The following is a 20,074-nucleotide window of genomic DNA, read 5'->3' as shown; positions in this document are numbered from 1 at the left end:
GCCTAATGTTGCTGCGTCAGATATTTCTGGTTACTTTGATGAAGTTGCGGTTATGCTTGGTGATAACTTAATATTGTTAGACAATTTATTGGATGGGATTCGTTATCGGCAGCGCAAAGGCTATGATAAATTTACTATACAGTTAAATGATTATAATAAAATGGATAGAAAAATAATCCAAAAATTTTGCCAAATGGCATATGAATGTGTCTTCTTTTCTAAGTATCATCACAATAAAGATAAAAACAGTATTTTCTTACAACTCAGTGATGCTCCTCAAATTCAACATTTTTTTAATGGCGACTGGTTGGAATGGTATGGGTTTATGAAAGTAGCAACATTCTTGATGGCAAAAGAGCAAAAATTTTCTTGTTTACGCAATTCTACCATTAAATTCACAGCTCAGAATACTCAAAATGAATTGGATATATTTTTCTTAATCAATGATAAGCAACCTCTATGGATTGAATGCAAATCAGGAGAGTTTCGAGATTCAATTAACAAATATCAAACCTTACGCAAATGTTTAAATATTGATCCAAACTATGCAATTTTATTGGTTTCTGGTTTAGATGATGAAAAAGCGGCAGCAATGAGTAGTATGTTTAAATTAACAGTCGTAAATGAAAAAACCTTGTTAAACCATTTATCTGAACTATTTAAATAATAATACTTCGGACAGTTCTTGAAAATCCCCATCGCCTAAAATCGCAACTATTTGAAAAACAAAGAAGGACATTTATATAGTAATTTAAAAATTGCCAATAAACTGAAGATTTTATTCGCATTTGCTAAAAACAGCAGAAATATTGCATTAATTCTTCAAAGGTTGGCAGCCTTCAATCTTGCTATCAAAGCTGCCAATCTGGATTATTCCACGATATTTTAACGGGCTTTTTCCACTTCGGGTAAGGTAATATTAAGCTCTAAAACCTCGTAATCCCCATCTTTGTCTACGCTAATTTTAATTTGCTCATCATCTATTGCAACATATTTTCTGACAACTTCTAATAACTCTTGTTGTAATAAAGGTAAATAATCTAAATGCGCTTCACGACCACGCTCATGTGCCACAATGATTTGTAAGCGTTCTTTGGCAATCGCTGCTGTATTTTGGTGGGATGAACGGAAATAATCAAAAAAACTCATATCAATTTCCAAATAGGCGGGAAAGTAACCCTTTCTTATCATTGACAAAACGCATAGGACAGTCTTCACCTAAAAACCGTGAAACCACATCTAAATATGCCTGACCCACATCAGAATTAGGCTCTAAACTCACAGGCGTTCCTGAGTTAGAGGATTGCAACACCACTGATGATTCAGGAATCACACCCAATAACGGAATAGCCAGAATATCTTGTACATCTTCAGCACTGAGCATGTCGCCTTGATTCACCCGTTTAGGTAAATAGCGCGTAATCAATAAATGCTCTTTAATCGGAGTTTTACCTTCAATAGCACGCTCTGTTTTGCTCGATAAAAGCCCAATCACTCGATCTGAGTCCCGTACTGAAGACACCTCAGGATTGGTGACAATAACTGCTTCATCAGCATAGTACATTGCCATAATCGCACCATGTTCGATACCCGCTGGAGAATCACAAATAATATAATCAAAGCGATCTCTGAGTTCAGTAAGGATTTTTTCAACCCCTTCTTGACTGAGCGCATCTTTATCACGGGTTTGGGACGCTGGCAAAATGTATAAACTATCCACTCGTTTATCTTTAATCAGAGCTTGGTTTAAATTACCTTCACCGTTAATCACATTGACGAAATCATAAACAACCCGCCGTTCACATCCCATGATTAAGTCTAAATTACGCAAGCCAACATCAAAGTCAATCACGACTGTTTTATAGCCGCGCAATGCTAAACCTGTTGCAAAAGCTGCACTGGTTGTTGTTTTCCCTACGCCACCTTTACCTGATGTGACAGCAATAATCTTGCTCAAACTGATGTCTCCTAAAACCCTAATGTCGTTTTTAGCCCGTATGATGTTAAACAGTTGGCTCTAAAATATCCGTTTATTTTCAGTTATTATATTCTACTATACAAAAATCATTCACAATCGAATTAACGTCTTAGCGTATTGGTGGTATTTAAAGCTTGTACTATTAGTTTATCATTTTCTAAGAACACTTGTGCAGCCTTGCCACGCACATCTTCCGTTAAATCCTCGTTAACTTGATAATTGCCTGCAATCGAAACAATTTCTGCTTCCAATTGATGGCAAAAAATCCGCGCTTGGGTGTCACCGTTAACGCCTGCTAATGCTCGTCCGCGCAACGCACCATAAACATGAATATGGCGTTGAGCAAGCACTTCAGCACCGGGGCTAACCGAAGATAAAATAACTAAATCACCATCTAAACATACAATTTGCTGGCCTGAACGTACAGGTTGCGACACAACTTTAGTATTAGACGGTTGAGGTGTGGTTTCTTTTTCAGTATTTTTTGTTTTTTGTATTTCCCGACCATTAGGAAACAGCCCCAATGACAATTGTGCTGCAAGTTGTTTGTGATGTTCATTTGCGCCACGAATGCCAACAGGTATTAAGCCATTATCCCGTACAATTTTCACAATATCAGACAAGGGTAAATCTTGTTCCTGAATTGGATTGAGGTCGATAATAATCGTTGCATTGAGAAATAAATTAGGGGCTTTTTGAATTTTTTCTTTGAGTGCTACCGCAATACGTTCTTTATCAGTATCAAATAATTGCACAATCATTACAGGTAAAAGGCTACCTTTGATTTCAAGCACTGCGGGCGTTTGTATTGATAAAGACATGAGATTTATTACAACTGGATGGTGTCTTAAAAAGGTGGAGTGATTTTAAATCACAGAAACAGATTATAATACAAAATGTTCTATTCTCAAAAACATCTGTGTTAACAACGAGTATTTTTAACCAATATTTTCAGCCATCATTGTTATTTTGGGCTTTAATCGACTAAACCAATCAGTCAAAATTAAAATTTAAAGTCTGAGCTACTTGCTCTGTTTCTAAAGTATGTACTGCACCCAATTCAGGTTTTTGTATCGCTGCTTGTTGAGTTAAATAGCGATATAAATCTTTATAGCCTTCTTTAGTCGTCACCATAAACCGGGATACACTACCGAGAAAGCGCGGCACATGCGGCATATCTTCCATGGAAAAAATAATAGGGATAAAGCGCGTATTTTGATGAAAATCATCATACATCAGATCGGTCATAATTGTACCTTCCCATGTCACCCCTTTGCCACGTCCTTCTTCTTTGCGTCTAACTCGACGATTATAGGTTTCAGTACACACAATCAACACAAAATCACATTCTTCAATTTGATCGAGCATCCAATTTGCCCAACCTTGAGCGGGGAATTGTTCAAACTGGTCTAAGGCGACATCAATTCCTTGTTTGATTAATTGTTGTGCGAAGGCTAATACATTTTGCTTATGTTTATCAGAATCCCAGCTATAGCTAATAAATACTTTGGGGCTTGAAATAGAAACTGGTGGCGTATCTTGAACTTGTGATGATGATGTTGATTCTATAGTTTGGGATACGATAGCTTGAGCGGATAATAAATCTTGGATTAAGTGCTGCCCTAACTCGGTTACTTGCTGATAATAAAGCCCATCTCTCTCAGGTAATAATACGGGCACGCCTAAAGTTCGGGTACGCTGAGTTTGTAAATTTTGTTCCCAAAATGGATAACCAATAAAATCCGATAATAAGCCGAGTTTAGGCTGTGATTCTTTTTCAATAATAAAAATGGACTGGCGTGAATGTTGAGCAATAAAACGCTGCACTTGTTGTAAACATTCTTGATTGGCTGAATAGGCCGCAGATAAAATCAATATAAAACAAGCACTATTATCAATGGCTTGCTCAATTTGTTGTGGCGTAGGCTGGTGATGTTGTAAATCTTTGTAATCAATCCAAAGCTTACATTCCTGTCCAGATTGTTGATTCAAAACCGTTTGCAGGTGTCCAACCAAGGTTGTAACCCAGCCATATTCCGCACCGAATAAAGGTTGATTATCCACAGATGCGTAACTAATGAAAATATCGTGTTGAAAAGTAGAAACAGCCATTGGTATCAGTCAGTATCAAGCCTAATACCGATTGTAACAGGTTTTATCTCTAAGCTCTAAAAATGGAAACGAAGTGCTCACATTTCATAATGAAGCCCTAATATAGTCAATTTCGTTTGGGGTATTAGGACTGGTAGTCCTATAAAACTTTAAATATCAATTGCTTTCAAAACTAAGGGTTGCCAGTCCTGTATCATCTTAGAATAAAACGACTACACCCCGTCATAACTTATGCCGTGATGATAGATTTCAGGACGAAGCATTCACAGAGTACAGAAAATAAGCGACACCTTCTGTCTATTAAAATAAAAAAAATCGGCTTTAGCTATTGAACTTCTAAAACCAAATCCCTATTATTAGCAACCAACACCAGTGAGTGCTAATAATAATATTAACAACCAACTTTTTTAGGAGTTTACCCCGATGCAACTCAAACCATTGCACGACCGAGTGATTGTAAAACGTATGGAAGAAGAACGTACTACAGCAAGCGGCATCATCATCCCTGATTCTGCAACTGAAAAACCAAGCCGTGGTGAAATCATTTCTGTTGGTGATGGCAAAATCTTAGAAAGCGGTGACAAACGCGCTTTAGCAGTAAAAGCGGGTGACAAAGTGTTGTTTGGCAAATACGCTGGCACAGAAGTTAAAGTTGACGGCGACGAATTGCTTGTGATGCGTGAAGAAGACATCATGGCAATCATCGAAGGCTAAACCCTTTAGAATATTGTCGTAAACGTTTTATAAGATTTTAAATTTTCCGAGGATAAATAATCATGGCAGCTAAAGAAGTACGTTTTGCAGATGACGCGCGTCATCAAATGATTGACGGTGTTAACGTTTTAGCTAATGCAGTTAAAGTAACTTTAGGTCCTAAAGGTCGTAACGTTGTTTTAGAAAAAGCATTCGGTGCACCAACCATCACTAAAGATGGTGTTTCTGTTGCGAAAGAAATCGAATTAGAAAATAAATTCGAAAATATGGGCGCACAAATGGTGAAAGAGGTTGCTTCTCAAACTTCTGACATCGCAGGTGACGGTACTACAACGGCAACAGTTTTAGCACAAGCTGTGTTGCGTGAAGGTATGAAAGCGGTTGCAGCGGGCATGAACCCAATGGACTTAAAACGCGGTATTGATAAAGCGGTTATCACTGCAGTTAAAGCATTACAAGATTTATCTAAACCTTGTATCGATGACAAAGCAATTGCACAAGTCGGTACTATCTCTGCTAACTCTGATTCTGACATCGGTCGTATCATCGCTGATGCAATGGGTAAAGTCGGTAAAGAAGGCGTTATCACTGTAGAAGAAGGTTCTGGTTTAGAAAACGAATTAGACGTTGTTGAAGGTATGCAATTTGACCGTGGTTACTTGTCTCCTTACTTCATCAACAATCAACAAACAATGGCGGTTGAATTAGAAGGCCCAATGATCTTGTTACATGACAAGAAAATTTCTAACATCCGTGAATTGTTACCAGTATTAGAAGGTGTTGCTAAACAAGGTCGTCCTTTATTAATCATTGCTGAAGACGTTGAAGGCGAAGCATTAGCGACTTTAGTTGTAAATAATATTCGTGGCATCGTTAAAGTTGCAGCGGTTAAAGCACCAGGTTTTGGTGATCGTCGTAAAGCAATGTTACAAGACATCGCGATTTTAACTGGCGCAACTGTAATTTCTGAAGAAGTTGGCTTGAATTTAGAAGGCGCGACTATCAATGATTTAGGTACTGCTAAGAAAATCAACATCACTAAAGAAAACACAACTGTGATTGATGGTGCTGGCGGCGAAGCTGAAATTAAAGATCGTGTTGAACAAGTTCGTCAACAAATCGCTGAAGCGACTTCTGATTATGACCGTGAAAAATTACAAGAACGTGTTGCTAAATTAGCAGGCGGCGTTGCTGTGATTAAAGTCGGCGCGACAACTGAAATGGAAATGAAAGAGAAGAAAGCACGCGTTGAAGATGCGTTACATGCGACTCGTGCAGCAGTTGAAGAAGGCGTTGTACCGGGTGGTGGTGTTGCATTGGTTCGTGCATTACAAACAATGAGCGAAGTTAAATGCGATAACACGGATCAAGAAATGGGTGTTAGCATTGCACGTCGTGCGATGGAAGAGCCTTTACGTCAAATCGTTTCTAACGCAGGTCAAGAAGCGTCTGTTATCTTAAATACTGTGAAAGAAGGCAAAGGTAACTACGGTTACAATGCGTCAACTGAAATATTTGGTGACATGATTGAAATGGGTATTTTAGATCCAACTAAAGTAACTCGTTCAGCATTACAAAATGCAGCATCTGTTGCAGGCTTAATGATTACAACTGAAGCGATGGTTGCTGAAGTAGCTAAAGATGATGCTGGTATGGGTGCTCCAGATATGGGCGGCATGGGTGGTATGGGCGGAATGGGTGGCATGGGCGGCATGATGTAAGCAGCCTGTGACGCTAGTTTCTAGCTCATTATAAGTTAAAAAAGGCCTCATTCATTTCGATGGATGGGGCTTTTTTGTTGTTTTTACTTTGAAGCTCTGTCTATTTTAAGGTACGATTAAGTAAATTGTAATTGGGCTTTAAAATATGGCAGATAATGCAATGATTCCTTATAGGATGCGTCGAGGTGCATTAAAAACAAGAATATCTACTTCTGAACCCACAGTTGATTCTTTACGAGACTTTTCTATTTTTGTTATTATTGAAAACCCTTATGATGTACCAATTAAAATCTATTCTGCTCAAACTCATCTACCTGTTGAGCTACTGGATTCTGCATGGTTGCAAAAATATCTAACAGCCCAAGCTTCTGAATATGAAGGACGTTTAAATAAATTAGAAGGCTTGGATAAATATAAAGCTCAATTTAAATTTTTTCTTAAGCAGGTAAAACAATGGTTGATACCTCCCCAAGGTTCTTGAATTGCAGAAGCCATTGGGACAGAAGCAAAACAATATACCTTTATGCCAACAGAGGCAGAGCATCATATTTACATAGGTGGGAATTGTAGTCATTCAGACTTAGTTGCAGGTTCTTTTAGTGATTTATGGCACTTGCATTTTCCTGAAAATCCAACAAATGATGACCTTGATAGAATTTTTATGAAAGTTGAGGATTTTAAAGATGGAAAAATACCAGTTATTCTTCAACCTGGGAATTCGATTATCAAACAATTTGTCCTTCGAGCAAAACGTTCACTATTTTTTAAACCTATTACATATAATTTCCAAATTCAAATTAGATATGAAGTTGATGGACAAGAAAATTTTGAGACTGTGCCATACAATTTAGATATTCGAGCAGCATTAAAATCAACAATTACAGGAGGGTTTGTTGGTGGGATAGTTGGGGTAGTTGCAAGAACGTTAAATAATGATGCTTCTTTGACACTTGGAACAGTTGCCCTTGCTGCTATTTTTGGAACGGTAGCAGTTGTCGCATTTGCACGAAAAGAAAGTGCTCAACAGATTATCAGAATTGAAAATTTCTGGATGATTTATTAATTAGATTTCTTGTAGGGTTTATTGAGGAAAATTCTTTTAAGCAGATAATTGGCGTTTAACAAATACTGTGGATAGTTTTCATAAAGTACCTATATTTCAATTAATTATAAATCAACTATTCTTTTCTCAAGTTTTTTTGTAATGTAACCTGATAAAGAATTGATTTTAATAAGTATAATAACTGCAATCTCCTGAAGTTGCGTTTTAAAGGCGATTTAGGACTGCCAAGCCTTCAAAGACTGACAATCCTAACAATCAATAAACGACTACATCAACTAATAACCAAAGATAGCATAAGCAGCATCACCTTGAGAAGTTGGCGTATAGTTAGCGTTTAACAAATGTTGCGAAGCCACATCACCCTTAAAGTAAATAATAATAGGCGATATCTCTTCTACACCTTGTTTACGCATCATCAACAATTTCAACTCAATATAATTACCTGCGACACTCTCCTGACTACCATCATTTAAAGTCACTGTGCCATCACTGACCAATTGAATCCCCTTGACATACAAATCAGATGGAAGTGGTTGATAACGTTCCATTGCATTATCCTGCGTAGGCCATTGACTTGAAACAGCAAAATGATCCTTCACTCTGTGCATTGAATTATATGCTATTCTCAATCCTTGCTCCAAACGCTCAGTATTCAAAGAGGCTGGATAATACTCAGAAACAGCAGCTCCATTACTTAAAAGCGCTTGTTCATAGAAAGCTTTTATACGCTGCGTAATCAAATTATCAATATCAGTCTCAAAATAAGCTTGGCATTCCGTATCTTGGTTAAGTGTAAACTTAATATAATGCTCTGTTTTACCATGACATTCTGAAGAACCAAACCAACCGATAAATTTAGACAATGAATCAGGTTTCGCATTGAGTGAAACGCTTGAGCCAAAGTTATGGTATTCAACACAGTTATCACCACAATAAATACCTGTTGTCTTAACCATACCATCACCCATACCAATTGTACTCGTACTCAACATCGCCATTGTCTGAGGTGTATCAGGCAATATCTCAAAACGAGCTACACAACGAATAGAATCTTGTCCCATCGTCATTGATAACGTTCTTTCAGTGCTAATACATCCAGCATTATTACCCGTCCATGATATAAATTGATAACCGGGACGCGGGAAAGTGGTCAATGTAAACTCATCACCTTCTTGCAAATGAATGCTATTACGTATTGGACAATTAGCATCACATGCCAAAATGATTTTGCTACCTTGCTTGGCAAAAATAGAACCTGAACCCTCACCTGCTTTATTCAGCTCTATAATATGCACATCCGCGCGTAACTCATCATAATCAAAGACTGCTTTACACTGTTTTTTAGCATTTAATGTGATTTGAGTGCTCAGTTCTGTACCACTACATTGGCCCGACCAATATTGGAAAACCGTTCCCGTTTCAGGGACAGCGGTCAAAGTAATATTTGTGTTTTTAGTAAACAATCGCTCACATTGATCATCGCACTGTATACCTGAGTTACCTAAACTCACAGAACCTGAACCTGTACCGCCAATTGAAACGGTTAAAGCAACAAGTGAATCGCAATCAGGTAAATTACTTAATTGAGGATAAGCAGAATAATCAAAAGTTGTGTCATGACATAAACCACTGTCTTGATCGGCATTGACACTACCAAGATTTGTGATTGCGCTTAAATCAGGCAAACTGCCATATATTTGATTACCCGCAATATTGAGCGCTTCCAATCCTGTTAAGTCTGCAATATTTGCAGGGAGCAAGCCAGAAAGGTGATTGTTTTCTAAGCTAATACTTGTGATATGCCCATTCTCACATGTGACGTTGTACCAATAAGAACAAATGTTATTTGTTTGTTTCCAATTATCATTGTGTGCCCAGTTATCACCATCTAATTCATCATAAAGTGCAACCAAGGCTTCACACTCAGAAACAGGGATTTCAGTCACGTTATTACATGAAAATGCTTCAGCAACACAAATGGGGAATACTTCAAGTTCAGGATAGTTTGAGTAGTCAGTACTAGGATTTCGACATAAGTCATTATTTGTAAGATTAGGTTTATCCCATTGACTATACGATATAAAAGGAATTTCGCCAGTTAACTGGTTATTCGATAAATTTAGATCACTAATATATCCTAAGTTGGATGGAATTGAACCACTGAGTTGGTTATTGGATAAGTTTAGATGGCCAGCAGTATTTCCCAATCCAGGAGGAATCTCACCACTGAGTTGATTATTCGAGAAATCTAGGTGGCTGGCAATAATATTCCCTAAGTCGGGAGGAATCTCACCACTGAGTTGGTTATTCGAGAAATTTATGCTCATAGCATGAATAGGGCCAGAACTATAAGCATTCCATTGTGAGGGAATTTGACCGCTGAGCTGATTACTGGACAAATCAATTGTAGTATGATTTTCTGAATAATATCCAACAATATCTCCAACATAGACAATGGAGTCAGGAATTTGACCACTGAGCTGATTATCAGATAGATCAAGCCTTTTTAAGTCACGTAAATTACCAATCGAGGCTGGAATTTCACCACTGAGCTGGTTATTAGATAAATTAAGACTTGTAATTTTTGCATTTTCACACTCGATTCCACTCCAACTACAGGGCGTATAAGCTTGCTTCCAATTATCATTGTGTGTCCAGTTATCACCATCAAGTGCATCATAAATTGCAACCAAGGCTTCACACTCAGAAACAGGGATTTCAGTCACGTTATTACATGAAAATACCTCAACAACACAAATGGGGAAAGTTTCATAGTTAGGGACTTTTGAATAATCTACACTTGAAATACGGCATACATCATTATTGTCTAACCTCAAATTTTCATGATTGGATAATTCAATTGGAATTGAGCCGCTAAGTTGATTATTTGATAAGCTCAAATTGGGAATATTTCCAATTTCAGGGGGAATTGAACCATTGAGCTGATTATTATCTAAATTAAGCTGACTTAAGTAAGTTAAATTACTAATGGAGGCAGGAATTTCACTACTGAGCTGATTATTATTTAAAGAAAGATTATGTAACTCAGTTAAATTACCAATGGAGACAGGAATTTCACCACTGAGCTGATTATTATTTAAAAAAAGATAAGATAAGAAAACTAAGTTACCAATGGAGGCAGGAATTTCACCACTGAGCTGATTTCTAGATAAATCAAGATAAGATAAGAAAACCAAGTTACCAATGGAGGCAGGAATTTCACCACTGAGCTGATTTCTAGATAAATTAAGTCTATATAAACTGCCCTCACTTCCATATAAACAGGACACACCATACCAACTACAAAGCTCCTTTGTCTGTGTCCAATTATCATTGTGTATCCAGTTATCACCATCGAGTGCATCATAAATTGCAACCAAGGCTTCACACTCAGAGACAGGCACATCTGTCACATCTTGGCAACTGAAAGCAAAACTATTATTTGAAGCAATAAGCAGCAGCAGTCCACCCAAATATTTTAGTAGTGGGTTTGAACAAAATAATCTCATAATGATACCTACCTTAAAAATTTGTTAAGTAAAAACCACATTTATATCATGTAATTAACCAGTTAACCATAATTACAATCACATTATGCTTAATTTTGCTTGAAAATTTAAAAATTCAGATAACAGATTACAATATCCTTTCCTCTGAACTCGACAAAAGTTAAGGCACATCAATGGATAGTTGTAAGTTATTGTATTCAAAAAGATTAAGCAATAATTGCTACAAACAATTTAAGCCAAAGCAAAAAATAGATGTGACAGGGCGGTTGATAGATTTCTTAACAGAAATAGAATTTCCCTGAGAAATCCGCCAAGCTCCAGTGTTAAGAGCATAGGTAAATGCTAGAATACAGAATAGTTTATGAATGTTTTAGGGCTTAGAGACACGAGTTGCTTCTAAGTTAAACCCACGAGATTTAAGATTGCCAAACAGGGTTTCGATATTCCAACACAGCTTGTAAGCCTCAATGATGTTATTTTTGTTTACGGCTAAAATTAATGATAAATTATTCATCTGCAAGATTTTTGGCTTCAACACAAATGGTTTGTTCCCATACAGCCACGTAGAATGTATAAGCGCAGTGTCATACACCAAGCAAATGTCCATGATTCAAATTGAAATATGTGTGAGACGTATGGTGTTATAAATTTTACTCAATGTGACACATCGTGAAGTCATTCCCACAAAACTTGTGGGAACAAGACAGGCTAAATTGATAAAAAAATAAACTATTAGTGGCCGTCATCCTCTTCTGCATTGACTAGTTCAAAGCATACTTCCCCAGCAATATTGCGGCATAATGAAACCTGATAACCAGAACCCATTAACTGCTTTGCCATTTGATATAAACCAATTCCAAAACCATCTTTTGAAGTCACAGGCTGCATCATTAAGGTATCCGCAATTTGCTCAGCAATTGCCGTCCCATCATCACAGACAGTCAAACGTAACTTATCATCATCGGCATAAAGCGAAACCTCAATTTGTAAATCTGGCTCACGTTTACGTTTAGATAAGGCATTTTGCAACACATTTTCTACCACATTATCAAATAAATCCTCAGGAATCAGCACATGATTGTTTTTAATTTCTTCTACAAAACTAATATTGCGCTTAGCATAACGGGCTTTTAAATTACCCCACCACAAACTTAATGGAACGGTGGTATAAGGCAATTCTTGTGGTTTTTGCAATTTATCCAAAGTGCGTTTCAAACGCTGGGTTAAATGCGGCATTTGTCCCTGTAATAAACGCTGCGTATCGCCAAATTGACTGGGCTGGCTGCTTTCAATTACAGAACTAATCGCTTGTAAAGATTGAAGTAAATTTTTAATATCATGGGTTAATTTCGCGCCTGTTTCATGAATCACTTGTAAATGTACCTGCTGAGCAAAAGCCTCTTCACGACGTTTGGCTTGATGGAAATGCTCAACCAATTGCACTAATAATTTAATCAAAAATGAATGGCTCGCACTGATGCGATAACGTGAATAAACCGTGACTTCCAACGATTGCGTCGAAATAACCAATTGATTGTTTGAACTGCTACCCAGCATATTTTCACCATATACTGAATGCCATGAAATACCTTGTACCCAAGGCAAAGCCGCCAATTTTTCTAATGCAGACTCTAAATATTCACGCGGGGTTAAACCTTTATAGTTCTGTGGCTGAGCTAAATTCTCTAACCACAACTCAAATGAGCTGCCAATATTGAGTAAATGCCGTGTCCATAGTTCATCAATACTGGTTTTATTTTCAAAAATAACCCATAGCCAACTGACTGTAAAAATGAAAAAAGTGGTCGCGAAAGACATCTGAAATACAGCGAGTGGATAACTATTGTCTTGATGATACATCATGGTTAAACTACCCAATCCCACAATAATTAATATCAGGGAGATAATCAAACCATGAAAAAAATCAATGTGATAGCGGTGTTCTGAACTATTATCAGCAGGAATCAATAAAAATATTCCCGGAATCGCCAACAGCGAATAATTTAACCAATCAAGCCCAGAAAAACTTAGTTGGGTCGTGGCTAAATCGCCAAAAATAAACATGCTTGGAATGCTGATGACAAATAATTGCAAACAAATGAAAATAATAGCGACTATGTTGATAAACCTATCTTGGGGCTTGGCTAAATCGCGCCCACCCAATAAACCTAACAATACTAATTGCCAAAAAATAATAAGCCATAAATTCAAATAAACTAGAAAAATAACGGCACTGCCACTCAGCAGCAAGATATTTTTCAGCGAGGGTGGATTGCGTTTTTCCCATAGTGGTTGCCATAATAAGAACACACTAAAATGGGTAAAAAATAAAGCCCGCAAGGCAAAATCATGTACACTCACCCATAGGGCAAGATGTAAGCTGATTAAAACTAAGCCAAGTAAGCGGTGCTCATGTTGTGGGGAAATAAATGTTGTCTGTTGGTGCAGCATGATTTCATATAGGTAAGTTGAAAAGTGGTGATCATTTAAATCAGACGGTTTTCAATTCTACGCTTCAATGATATTTTGTCCACTATTCAGATAGAGAATACGCTATCTATTTAAATGCTGTGAGGGTACATTATGACAAATGCTATGAAGTTCAACCAATGGAGTTGTGGAATTATATTATTGCTATTGACAGCGATGACTCAAGCAAACCATGGTGAACTGCAATTGCGTAACTTTACGCCAACGGTGAAAACAGTCAATATTAGCCTACAAGGCGCACAATCTGTTATGCCGTATTTAGAACAGGTTAATGATTTGATTTCACAGCTATTACAGTCATCTAAGCTGCATGTGGTGCGCGTCCCAACCACCGAAGACCCAACAGTCAGCATTGTTATTCCTACGGTTGAACATTTAGACATTCATATTGCAATGCCCACACCTGATGTATTGGACTCACCCTCTTATTTATTTAGCCTACGTACAAAATTGGCAGGGCAGCCTGAGAAAATCCAAAGTTTTATTTATTTTGTAAATGATGCAAATGCGGTGTATCAATCTCTGCAAGATTATTTTACCCAGTTATTAAATTTAGAAGTTGCCATTGACAGTAATGCTGCAAAGACTTTAGCCATTACTGATTTAGACAGCCCTGAACATGATGTGACTCAGGCCTCTAACGCACAATACAAACCCTCTGATTATGATACTGATCCACATCCTATCATTTCTGATGTTTTGAATACGCAGCGTACGATTGCATTACCCATTGACAATTTAGAGCCGATTCAAGAGCAAAAAATAATTGAACAGGTTATAGAACCCAAGCTGATTGCTGAACTGAAAAATACCGTTTTACCCCAGCAGGAAATTGAATTACGTAATTTAACCCCAGCGGTGAAAAGCGTAGAAATTCGGTTGCGTGGCTCGGTTCGAGAGCAAGAAGTGTTAGATGATATTCATGCGATGGTGAGCGAAATTTTGCAAACCTCACGTTTATCTGTGATTCGCGTACCTGTTGTCGCAAATGCAACGGCGACCCCTGCAATTAAATTATATGAGCATTTAGAAATTATTATTCAAGCCTCTTCGCCAGAACAAGCAGAGCAGCCCTATTTAATACAATTGTCTTTTCAAGAAAAAGCTAAAATACAAAATGTGCAGCAACAAACATTTGAGTATCAAGACAATAATCCAAAACAATTTTATGAGCAATTACGCGCTTATATGAGCGAACATATTAATTTATCCCCTCGATATCAAACGACCACCCAATAGAGTTATTTTATGAATCCAGAGAAGGTAGTATTCGGCTTTTTCATTGTGATGGCCTTGACGTTGAATTTTGGTTTTTTCTTAGGCGATATGGATAATCCAGAACATCATCATGTTTATGAATTAGTGGCTGCGATTTTTGTTAATTTAGCCGCGACAATTCTGAAATTTGGTGATCGTTCACAAGTCGGTGCGGTGCTATTAGCAACCAGTTTAGTGGCCGATTTACAATTATTTATTGCGGCTTTGGTGTGGGGCATTTCGATTCATGTCACAGGTACAGGTTTAACCGAAACGATTATGGCCAGTATTGTTTCATTATCAGGCGGTGCATTGTTGGCTAATATTGTTTCTGTACAATTGCTTGTGATTGAAACGGCAATGTTAAGAAGATAATATAGTCGTTTTATTTTAAAGTAATACAGGATTGGCAGTCCTAACACATAACAAGAAATTCACTATAGGAATGATATGGTTTTGTTTTTGCTGTAAATAAATCCCATAAAGCAAAATCTAGGGGTGAATGTGATTTCGTGTGGATAAATTCCCAACACCCCTAACATGATTTCTATTGATTCAACCAATCCAAATAATCTTTTACGCCTTGTTCCACAGTTTTAAATTCATGTTGGCAACCCGCGTCGCGCAAACGAGAAATATCAGCTTCAGTGAAACTTTGATAACGGCCTTTTAAATGCTCGGGGAATGGAATATATTCAATTTCACCTGTTTGATGCCAATCAATCACGGCATTGGCCACATCTTTAAAGGTTTGGCTGCGACCCGTCCCGACATTGAATACCCCTGATTTATCAGGATTTTCCATAAACCATAAATTAATCGCAACCGCATCATCAACCGAAATGAAATCGCGTCGCTGTTCACCATCGCCATAACCATCACAACCTTCAAACAAGCATAATTTACCCGTTTCTTTGATTTGATTATTAAAATGAAATGCTACGCTGGCCATGGCATCCTTATGTTGTTCACGTGCGCCATATACATTGAAATAACGCAAACCTACCACTTGAGAGGTCATTGTGGGTAAACGTTGACGCACATATTGGTCAAATAAGAATTTAGAATAACCATATACATTAAGCGGTGACTCATAGCGGTGGTCTTCCGTAAATGTTGTACCACTGCCATAAACTGATGCACTAGAGGCATAAATAAACGGGATTTTTTTCGCCAAACTATACGTTAGCAAATTTTTAGAATAATCATAGTTATTGGCCATCATGTAATAACCATCCCATTCAGTGGTGGAAGAACACGCGCCCTGATGGAAAATAGTCTCAATCGATGCAGCAAAATATTCACGTGAGGCAATTTTATGTAAAAAGACCTCTTTATCAATATAGTCGTCAATGTCACAGTCAACTAAGTTAATAAATTTCTGGCCTTTTTTCAGATTGTCGACCACGAGAATATCTTTATGTCCGCGCTTATTCAGGGCTTTGACAATATTGCTGCCAATAAAGCCCGCGCCACCTGTGACAATAATCATGTTGCATCCTTTGTTTGTATCCGTTGAATCATATTAGTTGTGGAAACGCCTTGCAAAAAGTCTAGCACTAATACTTTGCCACCATTTTGCATCACACAATCTCCACCTGCAATGTCTCGAATCTTATAGTCTCCTCCTTTGACTAAAATATCAGGCAACAATGCACAAATTAAATTTTCAGGCGTATCTTCAGAAAATGGCACAACCCAATCAACACATTCCAACGCATTTAAAACCGTCATCCGCTGTTGTAAATTATTGATAGGACGAGTTTCACCTTTTAAACGTTTGACTGAATTATCGTCATTGACTGCCACGATCAGGCGATCACCTAATTGTCGTGCTTGACGTAAATATTGCACATGTCCTGCGTGCAGAATATCAAAACAGCCATTGGTCATCACGACGTTTTCACCATTCGCTTGAGCGGTTTGTATCGTTGCTTTAAGTGAATCTATATTACAAATGCCGCGATCTTCTTGAGTATGCAAAGCATGTTGTAATTCGGCAATATTCACAGTTTCAGCACCCAATTTCCCAACCACTAAGCCAGCGGCGATATTGGCTAATGCAGTTGCGCTAACCAGCTCTTCACCTGCGGCTAAACAAGCGGCTAATATGCCAATTACCGTATCTCCTGCCCCTGTCACATCAAAAACGTCACGTGCATGAGCTGGCAAGTGCAATACTTCATGGCCTTGACGAATCAGCGTCATACCTTGTTCGCTACGAGTAATCAGTAATGCTTCTAAATCCAGTGATTGGCGTAATTGTTCACCTTTTTCAACCAGTTGTTGTTCGGTTTCGCAATATCCAACAACCATTTCAAATTCACTGCGATTGGGGGTAATCAAGGTTGCACCACGATATTTTGCAAAATCACTGCCTTTTGGGTCAATTAATATTGGCTTGTTCGCTTGGCGTGCGGCTTTAATCAGACTTTGTGGATCAGTCAATGCACCTTTACCATAATCAGATAAAATCACCGCTTTGGTTTTGGGTAGATGTGCCAACATACTGGCTAACATTTTGTCGCTGTCTAAAGGGATTTGGGTTTGTTCAAAATCGAGACGAATCAATTGTTGGTGACGGCTGAGCACTCGTAGTTTGGTCACGGTGGGGACATTATCCAATTGAATTAAATCACAATATGTTCCATTGGCTTGTAAGTGTTGTTGAATTTGGTCGGCGGCTTCATCTTTTCCCGTGACACCGATGAGGGTAGTTTTCGCGCCAAGAGCTGAAATGTTGAGCGCGACATTACCCGCACCGCCGGGGCGTTCTTGTTGTTGTTGCACATGAACAATGGGCACGGGTGCTTCGGGTGAGATACGAGAAGTTGTGCCATGCCAGTAACGGTCAAGCATAACATCGCCAATGACTAGAACATGGGCTGTAGAGAAATCTGGGATTGATGCAAACATGGGATTTTTTTGAATTATGAATTATGAATTATGAATTATGAATTATGAATTATGAATTATGAATAGATACTGGTTTATTTGTTTGATATATCAATATTTTTTTCCAACTCCCGAAATTTTATTTGAGAGTAAGTTTCAGAAGCTCGGCTTCGTGCTAAATGAAGTATAACGGAAATACAATCTAGGAGTCAGATTAAGCCGTGAGTCCATAAGGAAATTTTAAGGAAATTTCATGATTCTATTATAGCCATTTTATTTTAAGATGATACAGGACTGGCAGCAGTTCTAGATTTTAAAACTATTTGATATTTAAAATATTTCAGGACTACCAGTCCTCACACTCAAGATAGAATTGACTATACCTCCACAAATACCAACCGTTCAAACCCCAAGGCAATAACGGCATAAGTATGTAAACGTAATGTAACGCGATGTCGTTCAATCAAGGCTTGGCGATAATGGTTCAATTGTTGTTCTGCTTCTGCCAAGGCTTTTTGTACCATAGGTAGTTGGGCTAATGCTTCGCGGCTTTGTGCTTTAACTTGTTTTCCCGTCATATTTAGATCGCTTAATTTTAAATATTTGAATTCCAAAACGTGATCTAGTAATTGATATTGACGCATATCGGGACGCACGATTAAACTCAAATCCGCATAGCCTTTGTTTAATTCTTGTTCAGAATCCATGATGTAAAATGTATCTGAAAACAGGATTGTCAAAAATGCAGACTTTATAACCAGTTCATTGCTCCATTTGTAATCTCGATTATCAAACACTTGGAAATATCGGTTTTCGATGAAATCACACAATGGTTGTAGATTGCCATGATGATAAAATGCTTTTGCAACACTGCGAATCGCTTCTTTGTCTTCATATTCAGGCAATAACATTTCTTTGATTCGTTCAATGTACAAACGTCGAATCACTAAATTAGGCACTTGCAATGAGAGTTCACCAAATTGATCCCGTTCGCCTAAAGTTACTACACCTAAGTAATACAATAATGAACCCATAAATGGCTGGTCTTTACTGGCAAATAACATGTCTTCCACGCCAAACTTATCCGCTAATTCGCCTATTTTTGCTGGATTTTCAGGGTCTAAAATACGAGCTATGATGTCTTGACCATGCGGCAATTTTGCAATGTAGTTAATCCGATTTCTATCCATGGCCAGATTGCTATCAAGGAGTTGTTCGGGATAAGCGCAATCTCTGATTAGAATATCAAAAAAATATAATACTAAAGTCGGGTTATAGATTTTCTCCGTGCCTTTTTTATCAAAGCGATAGCCATTGTAAAACGTGCGCATCATGTCTAAGGCTTCATCGGTTTTTTCTGTTGATAATTCACATTTTTGGGCTATTTGCTTTAAAACTTGGATTATTTCTTGTTCGTGAAATCCACATAAATCGGCATATTCGGGGCGTAAGCTAATATTTTTTGCGACATTATAGCCGCTACTGACATCACTCATGACCACTGGCGATACACCTGTAATAAAAACACGGTCAATGCCTTGTCCTGCACTTAGGCCTTTTATGACTTTAAATAGGGTTTTAATAATGCCTTCACCTCGTACCAATGCGGGATAATCAGACGGCTGTGCAATCATCACTTCATTGGCAAAGTTATCGTATTCGTCTATTAGTAAATAAAGTTTATGAGAAGTTTGATTAATAATTTCAACTAGAGAACGCAACGAGGATAGTGAGTCTTCTTTATCAATGATGAGCTTATCAAAGATATTTGGATAGCGCAGACTCATACCCCAAATAGAGGCATTGATTTGATTATGCAAAGCTCGCTTAATTTCTTCAATTGTTCCCTGTCCATCGACCATAGAGAAATCCCAGCGCATCACGAAGTATTGATTATGAGTCGGGGTTGGGTTGTCGCCGATTTTTAAATGGCCGAATAATTTATTAAATTTATCTGCTTTTCTTGAATCATAATAATTTTCTAGCATTCCCAACAATAAGCTTTTACCAAATCGGCGCGGGCGTAAAAATAGTAAGTGTTTACTGGATTCTTCTAATATATGAATGTATTGCGTGCGGTCGGCATAGTAGTAACCTTCGCTGATTAAGGCTTCAAAATCTGCCAGCCCGTAAGGAAATTTCATGATTATGTTACCTCCTGCAATAATGAATAGCTTGATAACTGCTGCCAATTATTGTCACCGATGCTAATATTGGCATTTTCAACATTACCCGTGATTTCAATAGATTGCTTATCTGACATCATAATAACCTTTATCAACATATATTTAAAACAAACAAAACATACTTAAACAGTTATTCTATAATAGAAAAC

General features: G+C 37.8%; 16 protein-coding genes. 7 read left to right on the top strand and 9 right to left on the bottom strand.

Annotated features, from left to right (window positions below; all coding sequences use genetic code 11):
* On the top strand, positions 1-667 hold a 667-nt coding region (locus ABXH34_RS10340), incomplete at its 5' end, for a Card1-like endonuclease domain-containing protein (protein ID WP_353571804.1).
* 218 nt (positions 668-885) lie between these two features.
* On the opposite strand, the gene minE is transcribed toward ABXH34_RS10340, so the two are convergent.
* From minE to ABXH34_RS10320, 4 genes are all read right to left on the bottom strand, one after another.
* Positions 886-1,149 (bottom strand): cell division topological specificity factor MinE, encoded by a 264-nt coding sequence (minE, locus tag ABXH34_RS10335; protein WP_353571803.1) that lies wholly within the window; start codon positions 1,147-1,149, stop codon positions 886-888.
* Position 1,150: 1 nt separating this feature from the next.
* Positions 1,151-1,957, bottom strand: a complete 807-nt coding sequence (gene minD / locus ABXH34_RS10330) for a septum site-determining protein MinD (RefSeq protein WP_353571802.1) — start codon at positions 1,955-1,957, stop codon at positions 1,151-1,153.
* A 122-nt stretch (positions 1,958-2,079) separates the two neighbouring features.
* Positions 2,080-2,799, bottom strand: a complete 720-nt coding sequence (gene minC, locus ABXH34_RS10325) for a septum site-determining protein MinC (RefSeq protein ID WP_353571801.1) — start codon at positions 2,797-2,799, stop codon at positions 2,080-2,082.
* Between the two features lie 172 nt (positions 2,800-2,971).
* Entirely contained in the window at positions 2,972-4,090 is a 1,119-nt protein-coding gene (locus tag ABXH34_RS10320) for a toll/interleukin-1 receptor domain-containing protein (RefSeq protein WP_353571800.1), read from the bottom strand.
* Positions 4,091-4,513: 423 nt separating this feature from the next.
* On the opposite strand from ABXH34_RS10320, the gene groES reads away from it, so the two are divergent.
* The 4 genes from groES to ABXH34_RS10300 all read left to right on the top strand — a co-directional run bounded on the left by groES (position 4,514) and on the right by ABXH34_RS10300 (position 7,588).
* Positions 4,514-4,804 (top strand): co-chaperone GroES, encoded by a 291-nt coding sequence (gene groES / locus ABXH34_RS10315; RefSeq protein ID WP_353571799.1) that lies wholly within the window; start codon positions 4,514-4,516, stop codon positions 4,802-4,804.
* Between the two features lie 62 nt (positions 4,805-4,866).
* Positions 4,867-6,525, top strand: coding sequence for a chaperonin GroEL (groL, locus tag ABXH34_RS10310; protein ID WP_353571798.1), 1,659 nt, complete (start codon positions 4,867-4,869; stop codon positions 6,523-6,525).
* A gap of 145 nt (positions 6,526-6,670) precedes the next feature.
* Positions 6,671-7,006: a hypothetical protein gene (locus ABXH34_RS10305; RefSeq protein WP_353571797.1), complete on the top strand. Its 336-nt coding sequence runs from the start codon at positions 6,671-6,673 to the stop codon at positions 7,004-7,006.
* A 42-nt stretch (positions 7,007-7,048) separates the two neighbouring features.
* Positions 7,049-7,588 carry a hypothetical protein gene (locus ABXH34_RS10300; RefSeq protein ID WP_353571796.1) on the top strand — a complete coding sequence of 180 codons (540 nt, stop codon included), beginning with the start codon at positions 7,049-7,051 and terminating at the stop codon, positions 7,586-7,588.
* Between the two features lie 275 nt (positions 7,589-7,863).
* Here the strand turns inward: ABXH34_RS10300 and ABXH34_RS10295 are convergent, their stop codons facing one another.
* Together ABXH34_RS10295 and ABXH34_RS10290 are read right to left on the bottom strand one after the other, a co-directional pair.
* Positions 7,864-11,097: an InlB B-repeat-containing protein gene (locus tag ABXH34_RS10295; RefSeq protein WP_353571795.1), complete on the bottom strand. Its 3,234-nt coding sequence runs from the start codon at positions 11,095-11,097 to the stop codon at positions 7,864-7,866.
* Between the two features lie 732 nt (positions 11,098-11,829).
* Positions 11,830-13,548, bottom strand: coding sequence for a sensor histidine kinase (locus ABXH34_RS10290; RefSeq protein WP_353571794.1), 1,719 nt, complete (start codon positions 13,546-13,548; stop codon positions 11,830-11,832).
* A gap of 132 nt (positions 13,549-13,680) precedes the next feature.
* Between ABXH34_RS10290 and ABXH34_RS10285 the strand changes: the two genes are divergently transcribed.
* Both ABXH34_RS10285 and ABXH34_RS10280 read left to right on the top strand, forming a co-directional pair.
* Positions 13,681-14,826 (top strand): hypothetical protein, encoded by a 1,146-nt coding sequence (locus tag ABXH34_RS10285; RefSeq protein ID WP_353571793.1) that lies wholly within the window; start codon positions 13,681-13,683, stop codon positions 14,824-14,826.
* Between the two features lie 9 nt (positions 14,827-14,835).
* Complete coding sequence (locus ABXH34_RS10280) at positions 14,836-15,219, top strand: DUF6394 family protein (RefSeq protein WP_353571792.1); 384 nt, start codon at positions 14,836-14,838, stop codon at positions 15,217-15,219.
* A gap of 172 nt (positions 15,220-15,391) precedes the next feature.
* On the opposite strand, the gene rfaD is transcribed toward ABXH34_RS10280, so the two are convergent.
* The 3 genes from rfaD to ABXH34_RS10265 all read right to left on the bottom strand — a co-directional run bounded on the left by rfaD (position 15,392) and on the right by ABXH34_RS10265 (position 19,883).
* A complete protein-coding gene (rfaD, locus tag ABXH34_RS10275) occupies positions 15,392-16,336 on the bottom strand; it encodes an ADP-glyceromanno-heptose 6-epimerase (RefSeq protein ID WP_353571791.1) in 945 nt (314 codons plus the stop codon).
* Entirely contained in the window at positions 16,333-17,760 is a 1,428-nt protein-coding gene (gene hldE, locus ABXH34_RS10270; protein WP_353571790.1) for a bifunctional D-glycero-beta-D-manno-heptose-7-phosphate kinase/D-glycero-beta-D-manno-heptose 1-phosphate adenylyltransferase HldE, read from the bottom strand. The genes rfaD and hldE overlap by 4 nt, the downstream gene beginning before the upstream one ends.
* A gap of 356 nt (positions 17,761-18,116) precedes the next feature.
* Complete coding sequence (locus ABXH34_RS10265; protein ID WP_353571789.1) at positions 18,117-19,883, bottom strand: AAA family ATPase; 1,767 nt, start codon at positions 19,881-19,883, stop codon at positions 18,117-18,119.
* Positions 19,884-20,074 lie beyond the last annotated feature (191 nt).

The organism is Candidatus Albibeggiatoa sp. nov. BB20 (genome assembly GCA_016744725.1).
Taxonomy (GTDB): domain Bacteria; phylum Pseudomonadota; class Gammaproteobacteria; order Beggiatoales; family Beggiatoaceae; genus Albibeggiatoa.
Note: the sequence above shows the minus strand (reverse complement) of the source record. Positions and strands in the feature narration are given on the sequence as shown.

What these genes read in the sequence shown, in the direction of transcription:
- minE (WP_353571803.1), bottom strand. Translation starts at nt 1,149, where the DNA reads ATGAGTTTTTTTGATTATTTCCGTTCATCCCACCAAAATACAGCAGCG.
- minC (WP_353571801.1), bottom strand. Translation starts at nt 2,799, where the DNA reads ATGTCTTTATCAATACAAACGCCCGCAGTGCTTGAAATCAAAGGTAGC.
- ABXH34_RS10320 (WP_353571800.1), bottom strand. Translation starts at nt 4,090, where the DNA reads ATGGCTGTTTCTACTTTTCAACACGATATTTTCATTAGTTACGCATCT.
- groES (WP_353571799.1), top strand. Translation starts at nt 4,514, where the DNA reads ATGCAACTCAAACCATTGCACGACCGAGTGATTGTAAAACGTATGGAA.
- groL (WP_353571798.1), top strand. Translation starts at nt 4,867, where the DNA reads ATGGCAGCTAAAGAAGTACGTTTTGCAGATGACGCGCGTCATCAAATG.
- ABXH34_RS10305 (WP_353571797.1), top strand. Translation starts at nt 6,671, where the DNA reads ATGGCAGATAATGCAATGATTCCTTATAGGATGCGTCGAGGTGCATTA.
- ABXH34_RS10300 (WP_353571796.1), top strand. Translation starts at nt 7,049, where the DNA reads ATGCCAACAGAGGCAGAGCATCATATTTACATAGGTGGGAATTGTAGT.
- ABXH34_RS10295 (WP_353571795.1), bottom strand. Translation starts at nt 11,097, where the DNA reads ATGAGATTATTTTGTTCAAACCCACTACTAAAATATTTGGGTGGACTG.
- ABXH34_RS10290 (WP_353571794.1), bottom strand. Translation starts at nt 13,548, where the DNA reads ATGCTGCACCAACAGACAACATTTATTTCCCCACAACATGAGCACCGC.
- ABXH34_RS10285 (WP_353571793.1), top strand. Translation starts at nt 13,681, where the DNA reads ATGACAAATGCTATGAAGTTCAACCAATGGAGTTGTGGAATTATATTA.
- ABXH34_RS10280 (WP_353571792.1), top strand. Translation starts at nt 14,836, where the DNA reads ATGAATCCAGAGAAGGTAGTATTCGGCTTTTTCATTGTGATGGCCTTG.
- rfaD (WP_353571791.1), bottom strand. Translation starts at nt 16,336, where the DNA reads ATGATTATTGTCACAGGTGGCGCGGGCTTTATTGGCAGCAATATTGTC.
- hldE (WP_353571790.1), bottom strand. Translation starts at nt 17,760, where the DNA reads ATGTTTGCATCAATCCCAGATTTCTCTACAGCCCATGTTCTAGTCATT.
- ABXH34_RS10265 (WP_353571789.1), bottom strand. Translation starts at nt 19,883, where the DNA reads ATGAAATTTCCTTACGGGCTGGCAGATTTTGAAGCCTTAATCAGCGAA.